General features: G+C 41.6%; 21 protein-coding genes. 13 read left to right on the forward strand and 8 right to left on the reverse strand.

Annotated features, from left to right (window positions below; genetic code table 11):
* Positions 1-32 precede the first annotated feature (32 nt).
* Positions 33-938 (forward strand): surface lipoprotein assembly modifier, encoded by a 906-nt coding sequence (locus tag AAEY94_RS03285; protein WP_350977212.1) that lies wholly within the window; start codon positions 33-35, stop codon positions 936-938.
* Here AAEY94_RS03285 and AAEY94_RS03290 read toward each other — a convergent pair.
* The gene (locus AAEY94_RS03290; RefSeq protein ID WP_350977215.1) at positions 935-2,368 is read right to left on the reverse strand and encodes a S8 family serine peptidase; all 1,434 of its coding nucleotides are present in this window, start codon (positions 2,366-2,368) and stop codon (positions 935-937) included. The genes AAEY94_RS03285 and AAEY94_RS03290 overlap by 4 nt on opposite strands.
* 135 nt (positions 2,369-2,503) lie before the next feature.
* On the opposite strand from AAEY94_RS03290, the gene AAEY94_RS03295 reads away from it, so the two are divergent.
* The 6 genes from AAEY94_RS03295 to AAEY94_RS03320 all read left to right on the forward strand — a co-directional run bounded on the left by AAEY94_RS03295 (position 2,504) and on the right by AAEY94_RS03320 (position 6,694).
* Positions 2,504-2,992 (forward strand): RNA polymerase sigma factor, encoded by a 489-nt coding sequence (locus AAEY94_RS03295; protein WP_101086273.1) that lies wholly within the window; start codon positions 2,504-2,506, stop codon positions 2,990-2,992.
* Entirely contained in the window at positions 2,989-3,735 is a 747-nt protein-coding gene (locus AAEY94_RS03300; protein ID WP_101086274.1) for an anti-sigma factor family protein, read from the forward strand. Before AAEY94_RS03295 ends, AAEY94_RS03300 begins: the two co-directional genes overlap by 4 nt.
* Positions 3,736-3,769: 34 nt before the next feature.
* Positions 3,770-4,093 carry a CC0125/CC1285 family lipoprotein gene (locus AAEY94_RS03305; protein ID WP_162022201.1) on the forward strand — a complete coding sequence of 108 codons (324 nt, stop codon included), beginning with the start codon at positions 3,770-3,772 and terminating at the stop codon, positions 4,091-4,093.
* Between the two features lie 53 nt (positions 4,094-4,146).
* A complete protein-coding gene (locus AAEY94_RS03310) occupies positions 4,147-5,430 on the forward strand; it encodes a Kelch repeat-containing protein (RefSeq protein WP_350977220.1) in 1,284 nt (427 codons plus the stop codon).
* Between the two features lie 115 nt (positions 5,431-5,545).
* The gene (locus AAEY94_RS03315; protein ID WP_350977223.1) at positions 5,546-6,058 is read left to right on the forward strand and encodes a hemerythrin domain-containing protein; all 513 of its coding nucleotides are present in this window, start codon (positions 5,546-5,548) and stop codon (positions 6,056-6,058) included.
* Between the two features lie 120 nt (positions 6,059-6,178).
* Entirely contained in the window at positions 6,179-6,694 is a 516-nt protein-coding gene (locus tag AAEY94_RS03320; RefSeq protein WP_101086277.1) for an AlbA family DNA-binding domain-containing protein, read from the forward strand.
* On the opposite strand, the gene AAEY94_RS03325 is transcribed toward AAEY94_RS03320, so the two are convergent.
* From AAEY94_RS03325 to lptM, 6 genes are all read right to left on the reverse strand, one after another.
* On the reverse strand, positions 6,674-7,414 hold the full coding sequence (locus AAEY94_RS03325; protein ID WP_182744822.1) for an HAD-IA family hydrolase: 741 nt from the start codon (positions 7,412-7,414) through the stop codon (positions 6,674-6,676). The genes AAEY94_RS03320 and AAEY94_RS03325 overlap by 21 nt on opposite strands.
* Entirely contained in the window at positions 7,414-8,313 is a 900-nt protein-coding gene (xerC, locus tag AAEY94_RS03330; RefSeq protein WP_162022197.1) for a tyrosine recombinase XerC, read from the reverse strand. The genes AAEY94_RS03325 and xerC overlap by 1 nt, the downstream gene beginning before the upstream one ends.
* 135 nt (positions 8,314-8,448) lie before the next feature.
* Positions 8,449-9,075 (reverse strand): DUF484 family protein, encoded by a 627-nt coding sequence (locus AAEY94_RS03335; RefSeq protein WP_174839667.1) that lies wholly within the window; start codon positions 9,073-9,075, stop codon positions 8,449-8,451.
* A 110-nt stretch (positions 9,076-9,185) separates the two neighbouring features.
* Positions 9,186-10,013 carry a diaminopimelate epimerase gene (gene dapF, locus AAEY94_RS03340; protein WP_350977228.1) on the reverse strand — a complete coding sequence of 276 codons (828 nt, stop codon included), beginning with the start codon at positions 10,011-10,013 and terminating at the stop codon, positions 9,186-9,188.
* Positions 10,014-10,053: 40 nt separating this feature from the next.
* Complete coding sequence (gene lysA, locus AAEY94_RS03345) at positions 10,054-11,298, reverse strand: diaminopimelate decarboxylase (RefSeq protein ID WP_101086280.1); 1,245 nt, start codon at positions 11,296-11,298, stop codon at positions 10,054-10,056.
* A 20-nt stretch (positions 11,299-11,318) separates the two neighbouring features.
* Complete coding sequence (gene lptM / locus AAEY94_RS03350) at positions 11,319-11,513, reverse strand: LPS translocon maturation chaperone LptM (protein ID WP_101086281.1); 195 nt, start codon at positions 11,511-11,513, stop codon at positions 11,319-11,321.
* A gap of 67 nt (positions 11,514-11,580) precedes the next feature.
* Here lptM and cyaY point away from each other — a divergent pair, with 67 nt between their 5' ends.
* On the forward strand, positions 11,581-11,916 hold the full coding sequence (cyaY, locus tag AAEY94_RS03355) for an iron donor protein CyaY (protein WP_101086282.1): 336 nt from the start codon (positions 11,581-11,583) through the stop codon (positions 11,914-11,916).
* Positions 11,917-11,986: 70 nt separating this feature from the next.
* On the opposite strand, the gene AAEY94_RS03360 is transcribed toward cyaY, so the two are convergent.
* Positions 11,987-14,446 (reverse strand): class I adenylate cyclase, encoded by a 2,460-nt coding sequence (locus AAEY94_RS03360; RefSeq protein ID WP_350977233.1) that lies wholly within the window; start codon positions 14,444-14,446, stop codon positions 11,987-11,989.
* Between the two features lie 272 nt (positions 14,447-14,718).
* On the opposite strand from AAEY94_RS03360, the gene hemC reads away from it, so the two are divergent.
* The 5 genes from hemC to AAEY94_RS03385 all read left to right on the forward strand — a co-directional run.
* A complete protein-coding gene (hemC, locus tag AAEY94_RS03365) occupies positions 14,719-15,648 on the forward strand; it encodes a hydroxymethylbilane synthase (RefSeq protein ID WP_162022194.1) in 930 nt (309 codons plus the stop codon).
* Positions 15,649-15,673: 25 nt separating this feature from the next.
* On the forward strand, positions 15,674-16,393 hold the full coding sequence (locus AAEY94_RS03370) for a uroporphyrinogen-III synthase (RefSeq protein WP_350977235.1): 720 nt from the start codon (positions 15,674-15,676) through the stop codon (positions 16,391-16,393).
* Positions 16,394-16,478: 85 nt separating this feature from the next.
* Positions 16,479-17,729 carry a uroporphyrinogen-III C-methyltransferase gene (locus AAEY94_RS03375; protein ID WP_350977238.1) on the forward strand — a complete coding sequence of 417 codons (1,251 nt, stop codon included), beginning with the start codon at positions 16,479-16,481 and terminating at the stop codon, positions 17,727-17,729.
* Positions 17,726-18,895, forward strand: a complete 1,170-nt coding sequence (locus AAEY94_RS03380; protein ID WP_350977240.1) for a heme biosynthesis HemY N-terminal domain-containing protein — start codon at positions 17,726-17,728, stop codon at positions 18,893-18,895. The genes AAEY94_RS03375 and AAEY94_RS03380 overlap by 4 nt, the downstream gene beginning before the upstream one ends.
* A gap of 376 nt (positions 18,896-19,271) precedes the next feature.
* Positions 19,272-20,209, forward strand: a 938-nt coding sequence (locus tag AAEY94_RS03385; protein WP_350977242.1) for a retention module-containing protein, incomplete at its 3' end; no start/stop codon positions are given.

Genomic DNA, 20,209 nt, shown 5'->3' on the forward strand with positions numbered 1-20,209 from the left:
CTGCCGGCCTATCTTTATTGTTAGGAGTCCTTATGATGACTTTACACTCTCGCGTTACCTGTACATTATTTCTGCTGGCTTGCGCTCATATGGGAGTAGCGGCAGAAACCCTATCCGTTAACGGTAAGCTAAAAGCAGGTATGGAATACCAGTCTAACGTCAACATCAGTGAACTTGAACAAGCCAGTGGTGAGTCGGATACGGCGACGGTTTTAGAGGGAGAAATCAATGCGGCTTGGCAAGTTAGCGACAATGTCCGCCTAGACAGTGGCTATAGTATTAATGACAAACGCTATCGAAATGCCAGTGCTTATGACAGTCGCTTACAGCTGGCTTTTATCGATGCGAGCTATGCCTTTGATAATCTAACACTGGGCAGCAGTGTCTATCTGGCTCAAGCTGATTTAGATGGCAGCGATTTTTTAGCGCTCAACCAATTTAGCGTGTATGCCATGCATAATCTTAGCGACAGCTGGTTTATTCGTCCCAGCGTAGTGTATGCCGACAAAGATTTTGCTCAGTTTGAATCGCGTGACGCTAGCAATAAAAGTGCTAATATCGATTCATTTTGGTTTTTTCAACAGGGCCAACGCTTTATCTCATTAGGCGCAACTTATGAGGATGAAGATACACTTGATAAAGCCTTTAGCTATCGCGCTAAAAGTATGAATATCCGCTTGTCTAATCAATTTGATTTATGGCACGTTGTACAAAAAATTCAACTAGGAATGAAATTAACTCAAAGAGATTATGCTTTGGCCATTAACGATAATAAACGTAACGATATACATCAACACATTGATGCTAAGTGGGCGTTAAATATTAATTCCACTTTTGCGCTGCTGACATCCGTTGAATATGGTGACTATCAGTCAATCTTGACCAGTGCAGATTATGATGAAACACGAGCAGGACTGATGTTACAAGCCAGTTTTTAAGGGCGTGTTACTACCCCATAACCAAATTGTGGATCTTTACCTGGTGCGCCTAAATCAATCACCTGCTGCTGTAATTGCAGCAACACCTGCTCCAATAGCAGCTCTGGTGTTGCAGCCAGCATACAGGCCACTTTGGCCGATACAACGGGCGTGGCCATTGAAGTGCCACTTTCAATACCCACGCTTCCATCTGCTCGGGTAGTCAACACCTTTACTCCTTGCGCCGCAAAATCAATGTAATCCCCCTGATTAGCCCAACGATATAATCCCAGCTGTTTATCTACCGCAGTGACGGCAATAACGTCTGAATATGCAGCTGGATATAATGGCTTAGCGGCTGGCCCACCGTTACCTGCTGCAGCCACTAAAATGGTCTTTGTTTCAGCTAAACGAGATACGACTTCATGTAATATTGGATTATCTGGTCCAGTCAAACTCATATTGATCACCCGCACCTGTTGACCTACTAACCAATTTAACGCCTGCAAGATACTGTCGAGTGTAGCCCCTTGTTGATACGCATTTTGGGCATAAAAGGCTCCTGCGCTGTATAAGGTTAATGACGGTAACAACGGCTTAAGTTGATCATTGTTACCCGCTAATACGCCTGCCACTGCGGTTCCGTGACTATATGAAGATGGGATATCATCAGTAAGAAAATTTTGTTGGATCAATACTAAGCGATCTTCGGCTATATGCAGCGCTTTATGCCGGGGCACAATAGCGGTATCTATCATGCCTAATCTTATCGGTCTATGGCACATCGCTGTCGTTTCACTAGAAACCACTTGCTGCACTGCCGTTATCTGATCCGTTGTCGCTCTGCCTACTTGGATAGCCGTTTCAGTATTCGCCTGCGCATCCGTAACTGTGCTTGCTTGATTAGCCGCTTGCGACTGGTATATATAATTTCGGCTTAAATAAGGTGCCAGTAGTGTAGGTAAGGTATTGCGTAATGCATCAACGCTATCAAGCTCGATCGGTACTTGTATTTTAACCAACTGTAAGCCTAACATTGCCAGTTCAGTGCGGCTTTGCACATACATTTCCAGCTCAGGAGTCGTCGTTAACAGCTGTTGCCATTGTGCTATGGATATTAACAATAGCCATTCACGCTCAACGGCGCGTAAACCATGTTCAACTTCAATATCGTTCCATACAGGCTGACCTGCGCTATTTAGCACAGGCACTACAGCAGGCAACTGTAATAAGGGGTCTAACAATGTCGCCTTTAGCGCTAATGTTTGCTGTAATTGCTGCTCCAGCAAACGTTGCTGCTTCAGTGCTTGTAAGCGCTCGGCGCTTCGGCTTACGCTTTGATCGAGTTTATCTATCACTGCAGCAGGAAGTGCTGGCACAGACAATAATTGCCCGTAAGACACTAAAGGTATGAGGGTTAAACTCAGTAATGCGAGTGAATATGCTGTCATTGTTCTCATTGATTTATCTACCTGCGCTAATAGTGTGTAAGATAAAAACGTCTGACAACAAAAAAAATTCCCTCCATGTTGGAATAACTTTGCCCATTGAACCGTTATCAGGGTAAAGAGGAGTATACCCTAAATATGAAACCCGAATTAATCCTACTGCTACCAGCATTAAGACGCTTTGCCTACTCATTAACGGGCTCAATGCATGATGCCGATGACTTGGTGCAAAATACCTTATTACGGATACTTAAATCGCCGCCACCGGAAGATGTTCTGTTAGCGAAATGGGCCTTTAAGATATGTCGAAATCAATGGATTGATGATTATCGCTCACAAAAAGTACGCACCTTAGCCACCAGTAAACCAGAACTGCAGGCAGAAAATTACACCGACGGTGAAGCGGACATCATTAACGATATCACCTTAGGTGAGGTGAATAGCGCGATGAACAATTTGTCTGATGATCAGCGTGAAGTATTATCGTTAATTGCTGTACAAGGCATGAGCTACAGTGAAGCGGCTGAGATACTCGCCATTCCAACAGGAACAATCATGAGCCGCTTAGCAAGAGCTCGATCCAACATGGTCAGCTTTTTTAAACAACCTAACGGGAGCATGGCATGAACCTCAGCGATGAAACCTTATCAGCCTTTTTAGATGCAGAATTACCAGAGCAAGACATGGAGCAAGTCAGGCAAGCGATTGCCGATAATGAAGCGGTTGCCGAACGTTTAGCAGAACTGGCAATGGTTGATCCTATGGTACAAACATTCTATCAAGCCATTGACCAACAGCCCGTTCCAAAAGCCATTAGCACACTACTTGAAACGCCTAGTGCACCGTTTGAAGAGCCTAGCGCTACAGAGAGTAACATTGTAGCCTTTCCTTGGTGGCGCAAAGCACAGCAACAGGTGCAACAATATGCTGCAGCAGTTGCGGTTATCGCGCTAATAGCGGGTTATGGCGTGTATCAACTAGACACGCCACTACAGACCAATACCACAACGGCAGGCATAGACCCAACCATAACAGAACAACTAACGCATTTGCCAAGCGGTGTTATTGCATTGTTAGATGATGACAGCATCATGTCTATTCAACTCAGTTTTTATAATCAACAGGGAGATTTTTGTCGCCAGTATGGTTTGCAAGACCTAAGCCTGCGTAGCGAAAATATTGCCTGTCAGCAGCAGGAGCAATGGCAACAAGTCGCTAATATTGAATATACTATTAGCCAAGATCAGCAAGCTGAATACCAAACGGCTAGCGGCGGTTCTGCACTTGATAGCTTACTCGACAATATTATGGTTGGCGCGCCATTAACAACAGCACAAGAACAGCAAATACTTAGCGAGTTAACAGACTAATTCGCTATGAATTTTTACCTAAAAGGTTATGGACATGTATAAACTTGGCGCCATTGTCGCGGTATTACTCGTTACGCTAGTGGGCGGTTGTGTAAATACAACACCTAGAGTCAAATATACTCAAGCAGATGGCTATCGCTATATTGAGCATAAAATAACTGACAATTATTTTATGCTCAATATTATCAGTAAAAATAAAACCAATATCGATGCTTACGCATTAACACAAGCATCAATGTTAACTGAGCAACAAGGTTACGATTGGTTTATTATTGTCGAACAAAGCGGGCTAATAACCACGCCATCGCGCGTTGAAAAGGTCATCGAAATACGCATGGGCACAGGAGTAAAACCATAAATTGGTTTACACTCTATTGCTATCCATAAAGCACATAAAGGATTTCACACACAATGTCTCGCCTAATCGAGCAACTCTCTTTGCGCATTCGTATCTCCGTTAAACGACCAAAATCGACTAACCACAATATCGCTATGATTAACTCAACATTGGGTAGGTTAGCAGGATCATTGATAGGATTAATAGTTGTTGCTACACCAGCTTATGCAGCAGCAACCGATATAACACCATTGCCACAAGCGGTAACCAACAACGCAATAGCGTTGGTGCAAAGCGATAAACACACTTACTTGTTGAGCTTTATGGGGCTAGGTAAAGCTAAAGATTATCAAGCTGTACATAACAAGGCATGGGCATTAAATTTAAACACCCCTAATGCCCAATGGCAAACTATTAAGCCGGTACCTCATATTGCGCCTTTAGCGGGCAGGCTGGCATCGATTGCGATTGGCATTAACGATAAGGCGTATGTGTTTGGCGGTTATACCGTGGCCGACAATCATGACGAAATTAGCACAATTGATAATTACCAATACTCGATTAAGACCAATCAATATACTCGTATTGCCGACATGCCAGTGGCTGTTGATGACACCACTGCAGTAGCATATCAACAGCGTTACATCTATTTATTTGGCGGCTGGCACAACGACGGCAACGTCAATTTAGTCCAAGTGTATGACACCCAGACCAACACTTGGGCTCAAGCGAGCCCAATACCAGCACCGGCTGTATTTGGTCAAGCAGTAGGAATGGTAGGTAATCAGCTGGTGTTATGCGACGGCGTAAAAGTACAAGCTAATATGAACGCGCGCCGCAGTTACCAAGCATCACCCGTGTGTTTGTATGGTGAGGTCAATCCAGATAACCATTTGCGAATTGATTGGCAATTACTGCCGCATTACTCTGTCGCGGCTAATATCAACGTAAGTAAATCTACAATAACTGAATCAAACGTAAACCAAGCAATAGCAAACACTGCCAAATCAAACACAGCTGCAACTGCTACGGCTCATTACCGCATGGCTGCTACCGGGATTAAAACAGCAACTGGTGGCCAAATTGTATTTTTAGGCGGAAGTGATAATCCGTATAACTATTCAGGTATTGGTTATAACGGTGAACCTAGCGAACCAAACTCCTATGGTTATCGATTCGACTTGGCTACCAAGCAGTGGCTCGCACCGCAGACACTATCGCAGCCAAGCATGGATCACCGTGGGTTAGTGTGTTGGCAAGATAGCTTATTAAGAGTCGGCGGTATGCTACAGCAACAAAAAGTCAGTTCAAAAGTACTGCTAAGCACTTTGGCGCAAGGCGAGTCTTGTACTCAATAACGTATCAATTTTCGATTAATGTGTGAGTTAGCTAACAGATTAGTGGTGAATAAATTGAGCATTGTTAAAGATGCACATAAAATACATGTAAATTATGTGCACCTTTGGAATTGCCATGTTAACCGAACAAGCAGCACCCGCATTACAGCACTTATCATTAATTGATTTGATAGATCATATTGAAGCGACTCATCATCAATACATTCGTGAAACCGCCCCATTATTAGTGGAATACACAGATAAAATGGTTCGCGCACACGGTGATGATCACAGCGAGATAAAGCCTCTGGCACATGCGGTTAATGAGTTAATTGCCGAATTAATACCGCACTTAATGAAAGAAGAACGCATTTTATTTCCGGCGATTAAATCGCTCAGCTTAGGCAAAACGGTTGATGGATGCTTTGGTCATATTAGTAATCCTATCAACATGATGTTGCATGAACACGATAACGCAGACCACATGTTGCAAACCATTCGAAACTTAACCAATAACTACAAGCCACCTGCAGGTGTTTGCCATACGTGGCAAGCGTGTTATCGCACCTTGGCTGAATTTGATGCCGATTTGCAAATCCATATAGAGATTGAAAACACTTTATTATTCCCAAAAGCTTTAGCACTATAATCCTCCTAGGTTCCCCATTTTGAAGCAACTTCGAGATCATCCTTACGGATTTGCTTCCTTTTTTTTGCGAAACTTCATACAGTACATAATGAGTTTACCGTACTTCAATATGGAGCCTAAATGTCACCTCATCATTACCCAACCTTTGCCCTAGACGACATAGCAAACTTACATGAATCTGCCCAAGTTGAATTTAAGTTAGCAGGTGGAAGAGATGGTAATGGAATGTTGCCCGAAGGCATGTGGGAAAGCTATAGTGCTTTTGCCAACACCTTAGGCGGGGAAATTATTTTAGGGGTAAAAGAACAGCAAGGTGAGTTTACGATTGAGGGCATTATTAATCCGATGCCAATGCTCAGTGAAATTTGGGCCATTTTACATGACCCGAAAAAAATCAGTCACAATATTTTAGCGCCTACCGACGTACAAATAATCGAAATTATGGCTAAAAAGCTGATCAGAATTCATGTGCCCTGCGTCGACGTAAAACTCCGACCTATTTATGTTGGCACCGATCCTTACAGTGGTACCTATTTTCGAGTTGGCGATGCCGATATGCATGCTAGCCGTGAGCAAGTTGAACAAATGAGCCTAAAAGCCGGAATCGATCTCAAGCTAAAGCAACTGAAGCAGTAAATCCAATTGGTTAATCTCGATATGCGGTAATACCGGTTGCGCCTTTTTATGCCGTTGCTGCATACAGGGGTTTAGCCACACACTTTGACACCCCGCCATTTTAGCTCCAGCAATGTCAGACAACGGATGATCGCCCACATGCAATAACGCCGACGGCTTAATATCTAATTGACGACAAGCAAGGCTAAACATGTCGGCGGCAGGTTTCATTTTAACCCCATGGCCAGGATGTAGCACAAACTGCATCACCTTACCTAACCCAATGCGCTGGGTGTCGACATTACCATTAGTGATGCCGATTAGTGGGTACCGTTGGCTTAGGCGTTCTAGTAATCCCAGCACGTTATCATCAATAGTAAAATCACTGCGATGATGATGAAAGCATGTCATGCCATCTTGTGCACCTTGGCTGGCTTCAGTCTCACTATAACCAAAGTGCAAAAGACCTTGGTGCAACATGGCATAGCGTGCTGCACTGGTATCATGAGCTAACTCTGGATGTAGTTTGAACAGTGCATGTTTGAGTTGCTGCCATTGAGCGGTATCCCATGCAGTGGTGGCAGGATAGGCTTGATTAATTAACGAGAACAGCTGCTCACTGGCATGTATTACATAAGGAAGATTATTGTAAAGTGTATCGTCTAAATCAAAACTAATCGCGCTAAAAGGTTGTAGGCGCTGATATTGGATCATCGAAGCTTTAGGCAATTGCAAAGTCATTATTTCCCCCTGTCTTTTTTCGCTCTTGGATGCGCGTTATCGTACACTTTAGCAAGGTGTTGAAAATCTAAACTGGTGTAAATTTGTGTAGTCGATAAGTTCGCATGACCAAGTAATTCTTGTACTGCACGTAAATCTTGGCTTGATTCAAGCATATGGGTTGCAAACGAATGACGCAACTTATGTGGGTGAACTTTTACCGCCATAGCCTGTTCTTGGCCCCACTTAGCCATACGCGCTTGAATACTGCGATGTGACAATCGTTTACCTTGGCTGCTAACAAATAACGCATCCCCAGCTTCTGCACAAGGTAACTGGTTACGGCAATCCAACCACGTTTTGATCGCGGTTAATGCCACTTGGCCAATGGGCACAACACGCTGTTTACTGCCCTTACCCATCACTTTAACTTCGCTTTGATCAAACTTAATGTCAACGCAATCTAAGCTGGCTAACTCCGCTAAACGTAAACCACTTGAATAAAATAATTCCATAATGGCTTTATCACGCAAGCTCAAAGGATCATCACCTTCTATGGACAATAAATGGCTGACAGCATCCACATCCATATTTTTCGGTAAGGGTTTATTTTGTTTAGGTGCGCTTAACGTCTGTGCCGGGTTTACGGTGACAGCATCTTCGCGCAGCAAAAAATCAAAAAATTGTTTTAAGGCAGATAAACACAAAGATAATGAACGGGGACTCAGCCCTTTACGGTGTAATGTAGCCAGTACTGCTTGCAGCTGATCACGGCTAACGTCAATCAGCTGCGTTGATTCAGCTAACATGTCTTCGACACGACGTAATTCAAACAGGTAGTTGCGTACGGTATAAGCAGAGAGCTGTCTTTCTGAAGACAAATGTTGGCTAAATATCGCTTGCCAGTCAGTTGGCTTCATCAAGATACTCCCAGATTGTAACGACTAAGACCGTCGTCATTTGAGCCTATTTCATCGCTCAAGAATACTCGTTTAAAACAGTTACAAACGATTGAAGTAATCCGTGTATTCTCAACAATACTCTTAGCTTAACGATTACATTTTCGGCAACATATGATCTAATAAACGACGCAACTGACTGAATAACAATGAGTCCATATCAGGATGGAAATGCGTTGGGTCTTTACTGGCTATAGCAAATATCACTTGGCCATTTTCATCAGATAATTTAGTTAATGCCACAGAACCAACTTCACTACCAAACAAACGTTTAGATTCTGATTGAGTTAACCGGCCAAAATAATAACCGCTTTGAACCCGATGACGCCAAATTTTAGCTAATTCGCTGTCGATATCGTGCACAGTAATTAATCTGACATGACTAAAGCCAAACTCGTTTTTTAATCCTTCTGACAACACTAAACGCAGCTCACCCAAATCTTGGCTCGCAAGCATTTTAAACGACAACTCAGTATTATATTTGAATATTCTCTCATTATGAGTGGCGATATTCATTAACGAGGTAATTTCTTCTTCTAGCTGGCTAACACGTTGACGCAACAATTCTTGTCGACGTTCAACTAATGATACCGCGCCACGTTCCGCATGCGGTACACGCATTGCCACTAATAACTCAGGATAACGATTAAAAAAGTCAGGATTATCCAATAAGTATTCGCGGATCAACATTTCATCAAACGGAGCTTGTTGTAAGCTAGCCATCATGTCGATGCCAAGATCTTGTCCAATTGAATTAATATCTTTTGCTTGTTCGCTGCTAACCGTATTGTCAGCGGCCACATTAGTCACACTGGCTTTTGAGTTAATGTCACTCATAGTTGTATTTGTCCATCATATACATGTTCTGCCGGTCCGGTCATCCATAACGGCTTACCCTCGCCTTCCCAATTTATGATTAAGCTGCCACCTGGTAAATCGACTCTCACCTGTTTATCGAGCTTATCTTGCAATTGCCCAACCGCTGCCGCGGCACATGCACCTGTACCGCATGCTAAGGTTTCTGCGGCGCCGCGCTCATACACACGTAACTTAATGTGCCCAGGATTAATCACTTGCATAAAGCCAACATTCACGCCTTTAGGAAAGCGCTCATGACGAGTCAAGCTACTGCCAATTTCATCTACGTTAACGGCTTGTACGTCTTCCACTTCAATCACACAATGTGGATTACCCATTGAAATTGCACCGCATAAATAAGTTTGCATCGGCGTTTGCAATAAATAGGTTTTTTCGCTTTTTTTAGCTTTAAATGGAATTTGGCTTGGCTCGATAACGGGAATGCCCATATTAACGGTCACGTTACCATCGCGCTCAATGCGTAAAGTTATTTTACCCGAATTAGTGCTCACGCGAATTTTATTCTTTTGCGTTAAACCTTTATTGCGAACAAAACGAGCAAAACAGCGAGCACCATTGCCACACTGTTCAACTTCACTGCCATCGGCATTAAAAATACGATAATGGAAATCTAAATCTGGATCATAAGGCGGTTCAACCAACAAAAGTTGATCAAAACCAATCCCAAAATTCCGATCGGCAAGACGGCGAATTTGTTCAGGCGAAAAAAACACATTTTGTGTTACGCCATCAACGACCATAAAGTCATTACCCAGTCCGTGCATCTTAGTGAAATGGATCACAAAAGTTTCCTTATAAAACGTTATGCCGCTAGCTTACTGCCTATGGCAATAAATGTTCGCCTTGCCAAAGTTGCTCTAGCGTTTCACGCTGACGAACAACAAAATCATTACCACCATCAACCATAATTTCAGCCACTCTTGGGCGAGAATTATAATTTGAGGCCATCGCAAAACCGTAAGCGCCACTTGAGCGTATCGCTAATAAGTCGCCTGATTTAACCGCTAACTGTCTGTCTTTACCCAGAAAGTCACCCGTTTCGCATACTGGACCTACAATATCATAAGCAAAGGTTGGCGCGTCATTTTGTTGTACCGGAATAATATTTTGCCATGCGCTATACAGCGATGGGCGAATAAGATCATTCATTGCACCATCAACAATGGCAAAACGCTTATCACTATTTTCTTTCAGATAAAGCACTTGAGTGACGAAAATCCCTGCATTGGCAGCAATGGCACGACCTGGTTCAAAAATTAACTTCAATTTACGGCCATTTAAGCGATCAAGTAATGCTGCAGCATATACGTCTGGATGTGGCGGAGTTTCATTGTTATATGTTACCCCTAAGCCGCCACCCACATCAAAATGTTCAATTTGAATGCCTAACTCGCCTAAGCGATCGATCAATGCAAGCATGCGGTCCATAGCATCTAAAAATGGCTTTATTTCGGTGAGCTGTGAACCAATATGGCAATCCACACCTTTAACATGTAAATGGGTTAATTCTGCTGCACGGGCAAACACCACTTCGGCTTCTTCCATGGCAATGCCAAATTTATTTTCTTTAAGACCTGTTGAAATATATGGATGCGTACCGGCATCAACATCTGGATTAATCCGCAATGAAACTGGTGCCACTTTACCCAAGCGCCTCGCGACGTCATTAAGTTGTTCAAGTTCGGCACTCGACTCGACATTAAAACAGTAAATGCCAATATTCAGAGCTTGCTCCATTTCGGCAACGGTTTTACCCACACCAGAGAAAACCACTTTTTTAGGATCGCCGCCAGCTTGCAGCACACGCGAGAGTTCACCGCCAGAGACAATATCAAAACCACTGCCTAAGCGAGCCAATACATTTAATACCGCAAGGTTTGAATTCGCCTTCACTGCATAACAAATAAGATGCGGATGGTCAGCAACGGCATTATTAAAAGCATGCCAATGGCGCTCTAATGTGGCACGAGAATAAATGTACAACGGCGTACCGTGAGTGTTGGCCAGTTTTGCTACATCGCAGTCTTCTGCGAATAGTGAATTATTTTGATATGAAAAGTAATCCAAAATGCGGTCCCTTATAAATGCTATTCTTGTTGTGAAGTTGAAGGTTGAGAGTCGAGTTCCTCAGTTTGCTTTAGCACATCAGTGCTAGCAGGTTTTGGGGCGACTTTATTGGCCACCGGCTCGGGAGTTTTGTATAAAACGCCTTTTTGACCACATGCGGTTACGAATAGGCTAGCAAGCATAATAAATAAAAGCAGTCTCATTTTTTTCAACATCTGTGCATCTAGTGAATAATGGTCTTATAATCGCATTCATAACGCATAAAGCAAAGGATAGAAATACATGGCTATTACAGATACTGAGTTTCATCGATTAGCCGATGAAATGTTTGGCGAAATAGAGAACGCGGTAGAAAAAGCGATTGACGAGCAAGATGCCGATGTTGATATCAACGCCAGTGGCAATGTTTTACAGCTGGCTTTTGAAGACAGTTCGCAAATCGTCATCAATAAACAAGAGCCTCTTCATGAAATTTGGCTGGCGACAAAATCAGGTGGTTATCACTTTAATTACAAAGATGGTAAATGGTTAGATACCCGTAATGGCTTGGAATTTATGTCTTTTGTGATTGATGCCATCAATAAACAAAGTGGCATTTTGCTCGAGATAAACGCATAAACCTCGTAAGAACTTAGTGTGTGATAGCACTAAGTGAGTCATTTAATTGTCATTGAGATTGGGCTTTTGCTTAAAATGCTGAGCCCATCTCATCTACTGACAAACCAAAAGGTATTACCGTTAACTTGCCTTCAATATCCACAAGCTGAAAAAACTGCGGCATATTAAACACAGGGGATCGTTGCTTTTGCTCGTCGAATACATACAAATGACTTTCTTTGGCAACAAAATCATTAATACTAGTGTGTTGGTATTGTAAATGCTCAAGCTGATTATGCTCGTCTGCAATGAACACATCGAGCGTTTGAAGACGTTCGCGTAAAAAATACTGCTTCGCCCCCATGGCGATGAACTTTTGGATCACCGATGGCGCATTCAAATGGGAATGGTCAGCTAAATCAGCATACGGCAACACAGACGAATTAAGATTTTCTGTACCTGTTGTGGAATCAATTTTACGATACATCATACCTAATGAATTGAAATGCATACTATAATGTTGATCGCCTATCGTTATCGGATGCATCAATGTATTTGTCTGATTGACCTTTTTCATTAAACCATAACAACGTAACAGTAAGGTTTTCAGTTGATTAAAAATCGGTTGTTTTAATTTTGCCGAGCAGCTAATAATTGATAAATCAACTTGCTCATTTGAACGTTTTAGTCCCAAAATAATAAATGAAATCGCTTCAAGCAATGCGGTTTTCCCATTAAAACGATGACTCTGCCACTCACCCCAACTGTTTAAACAAACAACCGCCACCGATGACAACATACTGATTTTTGTCTGGCCGAAGGATAGAATATTGGCATTAACATGTTCCAACATCAGTTCTTGTTCATTCAATTGAGTGGTCGGATCTTTATCCATATTGGTAATCAACACAATTTTTTTATAGCACCATGGTTCGCATAAATCACGCTTATAGACCGTTGGTACATTGTGCATAACAGGGATAAGTTTACGCGTTAGGTAACTTAATTTATCAGTCCGTCTTTTACCTCGTCCAACTTGAAACCATTTAGTCTCTACCGTTGCGAGTCCATTCAACACTGACCAGGCAACTAAACTGCATATATTATCCGCATCGTGAATAGGATGATTATCGAACTCATTTCCTTGATTGTGCACAACAGCTTGAGACGGATCCTGTTCAATATAAGCTTGACGATATAAATAAAAACGTGATGCTTGCTTGCAATGAAAGATAGTCAACGATTTTTCAGCAGTCGATAAACTCCACAAGCGGTTCAGAGGTTGTAATAAATGTTCATCCTCACTAAAATAAGTGTGTAATTTACGCGCCAACAAGCCTAATTCTTCAACCCGCATACGTTCGCTTAGCGTTTGTTTTGAAGCAAATTTTAATAGATTCTTATAACTGACTAATAACAGTTCACTAAGTTGCTGATTGAACCATTTTAACTGACCTGCATGCCAATGAGGGCTATTATCCAATGTGGCCACCAACTCATGACTCCATGTCCACTGCTTAACCAAAGAGCTAATTTTTTCTACCCGCCAGTCCGCTGCACCATGAGGTGATAAACGCGATAACGTGACACCCGATTTTAAGTAAAAACAACGCCTGACAATTTCTAAACGATTGTCATCACCTTGAGCAATCAAGTAGGCTTCAATACGCTGATAAAGCAGTAAGTAAGCATCGTTATCAACACTAAAATCTTGTTGTTCACAATATTGCCAAAGTTGTTGGGTAATCAGTGTTGTATGGGGGTATTCCGAGGCATAAGTTTCCAGCAACAACACTTTTAATAATGCTTTATGAGGCTTATTTAGCCCCTTATACAGTTGCCATAATGAAGCGCCAAAATATTCTGCCGCTGGCAAAGAATTGATATCGCCAAGATAAAGTAAATTGACATCAGACTCTGTATTTTGACTGTCGGCATCGGGCCACCAAGCAACAACTTTACCTGTGAGTCGAATGTGAGAACGGTAAAACTCTTCTAATAATAGCCAGTGCTGACTACTGCCACTATGCTCTAATCCTACTGGCTGACAATTATCAAATGCGCTGCATTCTCTAAATTGCATCGGATGCACCAGATAAAAGTTCACTTCAAACTCAAAACCTGCAAACCAGTCACTGATGAGTTTATTCTTATATTCAATTAATTTAAGCTGCTCTTGAGTCAATTGACTATTGTAAACCAGCCATATATCGACATCACTTTGTGGGTTCTGCCCAAAACTAGCGGTGCTTCCCATGGCATATACGCCTTCAAAAACACAATCACTTGGCTGGTTTGTCTCAGGAATAGATAAAGATAAGAAATCACATGCTGAAATTATCGCATCTGATAAGATAAAACCGTGGACACCACACGGTGTGTCAGGATCAATAATACCGGGAACATCAATTTGATTATGGTGTATTAGGAAGGGAATAAGATGAAATAAATGTTGCTGCAAATTAGTAAGTACATTAAGTGCTCGAGCTAATCTGGTGCAATTTAGTTTTTCAGCTAAATCCTTTTGATAATGTGCCGTTTTATCGGTCAAGGCTGACTTCCTTTTTCTTTCTCTAATGCAACTATCTGGTAACTACTCATTATAAAAGACTAACCGTTAATGGCCATTATTGCCAATCAAGATCACACTTTTGCTTAAATAGTGATCGTCGCAACATTTGTTTTTGTTTAACTCGTCACTAACAAACAATAGTAATCAAAAATAAGCCCTACACACTTCAAACAATTACCATCGATTTGTTACATCAAAGCTTGAGCGATGATAGCATTACCTTAATGAGGCTATCTGATGGATCTACTACCATGTCTGAAAATATAATTCGTATCGCAACACGTAAAAGTCCACTTGCAATGTGGCAAGCTGAATTTGTTAAAGCTGAGCTTGAGCGTATTCACCCTGGACTAACCGTTGAGTTATTACCAATGAGTACTAAAGGTGATGTCATTTTAGATACTCCTTTAGCTAAAATCGGTGGCAAAGGCCTGTTTGTTAAAGAGCTGGAAGTTGCCATGCTTGAAAATCGTGCCGATATTGCAGTGCACTCCATGAAAGACTTACCGGTAGAGTTTCCAGAAGGTTTAGGTTTACAAGTTATATGTGAACGTGAAGACCCGCGTGATGCATTTGTGTCTAACAGTTATAAATCTATCAGCGAATTGCCACAAGGCGCGGTGGTAGGTACATCCAGTTTACGCCGTCAGTGCCAAATTAGAGCTGCTCGTCCTGATTTAGTTATCAAAGATTTACGCGGAAATGTCGGTACCCGTTTAGCCAAGCTAGACAGCGGTGATTATGATGCAATTATTCTAGCAGCCGCCGGATTAATTCGTTTAAAGCTAAAGGAACGTATCGCTAACTTTATTTCTGCCGAAGAATCACTGCCTGCTAATGGCCAAGGTGCCGTAGGAATTGAGTGCCGTACTGATGATGTGCGCGTTAAAACGTTATTAGCACCACTTGAACATTTGGAAACCCGTTATAGAGTACTTGCTGAGCGAGCAATGAATACTCGTTTAGAAGGCGGATGCCAAGTCCCTATCGGTGCTTTTGCTGAAATAAACGGTGATAACTTAACTCTACGAGGTTTAGTTGGTAATCCTGATGGCAGCCAAATAATTGTAGGTACTGTCTCCGGCTCTAAAACCGATGCGGTTGCACTTGGGGAGTCACTTGCAGAGGATTTACTGAGTCGCGGTGCTAAAACTATTTTAGATGCCGTGTATGCCAGTTAATCTTGTGTCATCAAGATAACAGACCATGAAAGTCTTGTTAACGCGCCCACAAGGGCGCAATCAAGCAATGGAAGAGCAACTCTCGCTGCGAGACGTTGCTTATCTTGTTACTCCGCTATTATCGGTTGTAGAAACCACAGAACAACTCGATCTTATCCACTTAAATAACACTGACAACTTACTATTTATTAGCACTAATTCAGTGGACTTTGCTGCGCAAAAATTACAACAACAATTTCCGACTCATTGTCGTTATTTTGCAGTAGGTCAAGCTACGGCAGATAGCCTAGCTCAATACAATATCAATGCTTTTACCTCACCTGAAGACAATCAAGATAGTGAAGGTTTATTATCGCTAGCTCAATTACAGAATGTCGATAAACAATCATTTATCATTGTTCGGGGTTTAGGCGGACGAGAAACACTTGCGGAGCAGTTACGACTGCGAGGCGCCAATGTTAACTATTGGCAAGTCTATCAACGAGCCATACCAAAACTTGACGCTAAAGCGATAACTCAGCAGTGGGAATCGTTTGGAATTGACACCATCGTTGTCACCAGCGGTGAAATATTATCCAACTTAGTTGAGCTTGTACCAAAAGAATTATTTGCATGGCTACGTGCATGTCATATTATAGTCCCCAGTAATCGAGTCGAATTACAAGCAAAAGCAATGGGCTTAAGCCACATTACCAATGCAAATGGAGCAAATACTCAAGCTATACTAGCGAGTCTTGCGTTATAATTTGTTATTGTATTGTTATCTTGCATCGACACGCATTTATTAATATTGCTTTTATTGGTTGTATTTTTGCTTTCAAGGACTGTTCATGGAAAACAATAAAAAAGATCCAAACTCGCCAGCTCACAAGGATGAGAAAGTTATTTCTCCTGCACCAACTCCTGTAGAAAAGCCGACACAGACCAAAAAAGGCAATGCAACCAGCCAAAAACCTGCTGACAGCAAAACCAATAATAACCAGGCAAACTCCTCTGCTAATTCACCTGTAAATAATAGTCGACGCAAAGCGAAACCTAGTTCTTGGTGGATCCGTCTTGGAGTACTGTTCAGTTTACTCGTAGCAATAGTGGCTATTGCAGCTTGTTATTGGCTGTATTTGCAACTTGATCAACAAAGTAATGGCCAAACTCAGTTAGGGCAAAATATCTCTGAGCAAGTAACCCAAAATAAATCGTTAAAATATGAATTACAGCAAACGGCAATGGCAACGAATAAACGCATTGGCACGTTAGAGCAACAACAACTGAATGATACCAAAGCTTATGCGAAATTAGCCCAACTGCAGCAGTCGAATAAACAATTGCAAGAGCGTGTTGCGGTGATTGCACAGCGCAGCCCTAACCATTGGATGGCATCAGAAGCTGAATACCTTGTACGCATGGCGGGTAGAAAACTGTGGTTAGAAAACGATCCACAAACCGCTATTGGTTTATTACAATCGGCAGATGAACGCATTAGTGCGATGAAAGATCCTGCATTAACAGTATTACGCAAAGCGTTAGCAGATGACATCACCAAAGTTAAAGCATTAAAAACGACTGACATCACCAATACTATCTTTGACTTAGATACCCTTATTGATGGCTTAACACAATTACCATTAAATCGTGTTGATGAAAATTTTGCTGACAATAAAAGCACTCAACAAGTAACTGATTCAATTGATGACTGGCAACAGAATTTGGCCCGAACTTGGCACGATTTGACTGATGGATTCATCACTATCCGTAAACGGACTACTGATCTAGAACCACTATTATCACCTGAGCAGCAATGGTATTTGGTCGAAAATATTCGCAACAAATTATTGCAAGCACAATTAGCATTGTACCGATTTGATCAACTGAATTATCAACAATCTATTTCATTAGCAGACAAGTGGTTACAACAGTATTTTGACTTAAGTGATCCAAAGACCAAAACAATGATTGCGTCTTTAGATAAGCTTGCCAAAGTTAACATCGAGAAGATTACCCTCAATAAATTTCAAGCATCGCCACTACTGCAGCAACTGGTTATCTATGGTGAAATTATGCCTACAGGGGAGCCTACGCAATGATTAAGACGCTAGTTTATGTTGTTCTCATTTTAATTGGACTGTGTCTTAGTCCACTCATTATTGGGCAAAGCGGTTACATTTACATCGCGATGGGTGACTATCAGATAGAAACCAGCTTAGTGACAGGTGTTGTTGGCTTAATTGTGTTTTATTTTGCGCTGCAATTACTCGAATGGTTAATCATCTTGTTATTAAATATCGTATTAAGTAGCCGATATCTTCCTGAGCAATGGCGAAGAAAAGCCGCTAAAAAACATACGTTAATCGGCGCTTTAGCGTTGGCAGAAGAAGATTGGTCAGCAGCAGAAAAAGCCATGGCAAAAGGGGCTGAAAAAGGTGAAATTCCGGTATTAAATCTATTTGCAGCAGCTAGAGCGGCACACTATCAAGGTAATATTACAGCTCGCGATCATTATTTAACTCAAGCGGAGAAAAACCCAATTGCAAAAACAGCGGTTTATACTTCGCGTACCCGTTATTTAATGAAACAAGGTGAACTGATTAAGGCCCGTGCAATATTAGATAAGCTGAACCCTACAAGCAAAAGTAGCTCCCCAGTGCTTAAATTGGCACAAGAATTATATCAACAACAACACGATTGGCAGGCATTGAAGTTGTTGTTACCAATTCTTAAAAAGCGTCAATTATTAGCTGAAACAGAGTTCAACCAATTAAATACTAAGACCAACAGTATTTTAATGATCAATGCAGCAAAAGTATCTGAAGCTGAGTTAACTAAATGTTGGCATTGGTTAAATAAGTCAGAACGTAAAGAGGATGAACTTATATTAGCTTATGCTCATGGACTTATTCAGTATGGTCATAAAGATCAAGCGCTAAAGTTAATTAATAAACAACTCAATGCTTCGCCATCAGCAGCGTTGTTTACAGCAATACCTGACTTAATTACCGCTCAAGATCAAGATATACGTAAATTACTCAGTAAATTAGAAACCACTCATGAAAATGATGCTGACTATCAAATGTGCCTTGCAAGACTAGCGATTCAGAGTCGGGATACTAAACAAGCCAAAATTCATTGGCAAAATGTATGTCGCATAGCACCAACCCATCAATCATGGCTGGCTTTAGCCCAAGCACAAGAACAGTTAGGCGAAAATTCGACAGCGGCTCATAGCTATCGCAATGCAGCTAATATTCTGTAAACAATAAGTATTATTTTTGTACACACCCAAAGCCTGCAATCTTGCAGGCTTTTTTGTCATCAATTTGTTCATTTTATGTTATATCTGCCGATATAATGGTGGTAGAGCTAATCCTTAATTGTGAACTTTTTATGACGGAGAAACGTGTGGTATCAGTTTATGCTCTATGGTATTTATCTATTTTATAACTCTATTTTCAATAATATATTTAACGTTGGTACAACGTCAAAAAATTGACTACTTTAGCAGCGGATGATATTATTAACATATTGTGTCTAAATTAATTTTAATGTTAATACTAGTATTTAATTAAGCATATATTATGCATATTAATGTATTGGTATTATAAGTGTATTAAAGCTGTTGGGAGCTTCAAATGGGATCAATGACTACGTCAAAAAATGGAATACTTTCTGCTTCGGAAGGTTCAGTAACAATAACGATTAACAATGAAACTAAGGAACTACAACTCGGTCAAGTTGTGCCGACTGGTGCAATAGTTGCCAGCAGTAATAACCTTGGTTTCGTGATTACGTTTGATGACGGCACTATTTTTAATAGCGCTAACATTCCTAATGACGAATCGATTAATACATTAGCCGATAACATCGATGATACCGTTGTTGAACAAGTAGCAGATCAACAAGCTTTAGATGAAATCGAAGCTTTACAGGCATTGATTGCGTCTGGAGAAGACCCAACTGCAGATTTACCAGAAACCGCGGCTGGCACCCCAACGGCCAACCAAGGTGATTTTGGTTATGTTGCTGTAACAAGAGATGGTGACGAAACACTTGCGGATTCTGGCTACGACACAACCGGACAAGCTGCTGCCCCAACAGCAGTCATTCAAGAAGAAGCTCTTACTGAAAATGATTCCCCATCAGTATTATTAAATGACACTATTACAGTCGGCGAAGATCAAGTTGCTTCTGGCAATGTGTTAGCTAATGACACCGATGCCGACACAGATTTAAGCGTCGTGACATTTGAAGTTGACGGCCAGACCTATCCTGCCGGCACTGAAGTCACACTAGATGGCGGTGTACTGATAATCAATGAAGATGGCTCTTATACCTTCACTCCGAATGAAAATTGGAACGGTACAGTTCCTGTTATTACTTACACCACCAATACTGGTGTTACCGCTACATTAACTATTGAAATCACCCCAGTTGATGATGCGTCCTTTTTGGTCAACGACACCAATACTGTTGCTGAAGACAGTGTAGCAACAGGTAACGTATTAGATAACGACGGTGATGTTGATTCAGATTTAAGCGTGGTGACATTTGAAGTTGACGGCCAAACCTA

It is taken from the genome of Shewanella sp. AC34-MNA-CIBAN-0136 (assembly GCF_040309945.1).
GTDB lineage: Bacteria > Pseudomonadota > Gammaproteobacteria > Enterobacterales > Shewanellaceae > Shewanella.

Coding starts and splice junctions, on each gene's coding strand:
- AAEY94_RS03285 (WP_350977212.1), top strand. CDS start 33: ATGATGACTTTACACTCTCGCGTTACCTGTACATTATTTCTGCTGGCT.
- AAEY94_RS03290 (WP_350977215.1), bottom strand. CDS start 2,368: ATGACAGCATATTCACTCGCATTACTGAGTTTAACCCTCATACCTTTA.
- AAEY94_RS03295 (WP_101086273.1), top strand. CDS start 2,504: ATGAAACCCGAATTAATCCTACTGCTACCAGCATTAAGACGCTTTGCC.
- AAEY94_RS03300 (WP_101086274.1), top strand. CDS start 2,989: ATGAACCTCAGCGATGAAACCTTATCAGCCTTTTTAGATGCAGAATTA.
- AAEY94_RS03305 (WP_162022201.1), top strand. CDS start 3,770: ATGTATAAACTTGGCGCCATTGTCGCGGTATTACTCGTTACGCTAGTG.
- AAEY94_RS03310 (WP_350977220.1), top strand. CDS start 4,147: ATGTCTCGCCTAATCGAGCAACTCTCTTTGCGCATTCGTATCTCCGTT.
- AAEY94_RS03315 (WP_350977223.1), top strand. CDS start 5,546: ATGTTAACCGAACAAGCAGCACCCGCATTACAGCACTTATCATTAATT.
- AAEY94_RS03320 (WP_101086277.1), top strand. CDS start 6,179: ATGTCACCTCATCATTACCCAACCTTTGCCCTAGACGACATAGCAAAC.
- AAEY94_RS03325 (WP_182744822.1), bottom strand. CDS start 7,414: ATGACTTTGCAATTGCCTAAAGCTTCGATGATCCAATATCAGCGCCTA.
- xerC (WP_162022197.1), bottom strand. CDS start 8,313: ATGAAGCCAACTGACTGGCAAGCGATATTTAGCCAACATTTGTCTTCA.
- AAEY94_RS03335 (WP_174839667.1), bottom strand. CDS start 9,075: ATGGCTAGCTTACAACAAGCTCCGTTTGATGAAATGTTGATCCGCGAA.
- lptM (WP_101086281.1), bottom strand. CDS start 11,513: ATGTTGAAAAAAATGAGACTGCTTTTATTTATTATGCTTGCTAGCCTA.
- cyaY (WP_101086282.1), top strand. CDS start 11,581: ATGGCTATTACAGATACTGAGTTTCATCGATTAGCCGATGAAATGTTT.
- hemC (WP_162022194.1), top strand. CDS start 14,719: ATGTCTGAAAATATAATTCGTATCGCAACACGTAAAAGTCCACTTGCA.
- AAEY94_RS03370 (WP_350977235.1), top strand. CDS start 15,674: ATGAAAGTCTTGTTAACGCGCCCACAAGGGCGCAATCAAGCAATGGAA.
- AAEY94_RS03375 (WP_350977238.1), top strand. CDS start 16,479: ATGGAAAACAATAAAAAAGATCCAAACTCGCCAGCTCACAAGGATGAG.
- AAEY94_RS03380 (WP_350977240.1), top strand. CDS start 17,726: ATGATTAAGACGCTAGTTTATGTTGTTCTCATTTTAATTGGACTGTGT.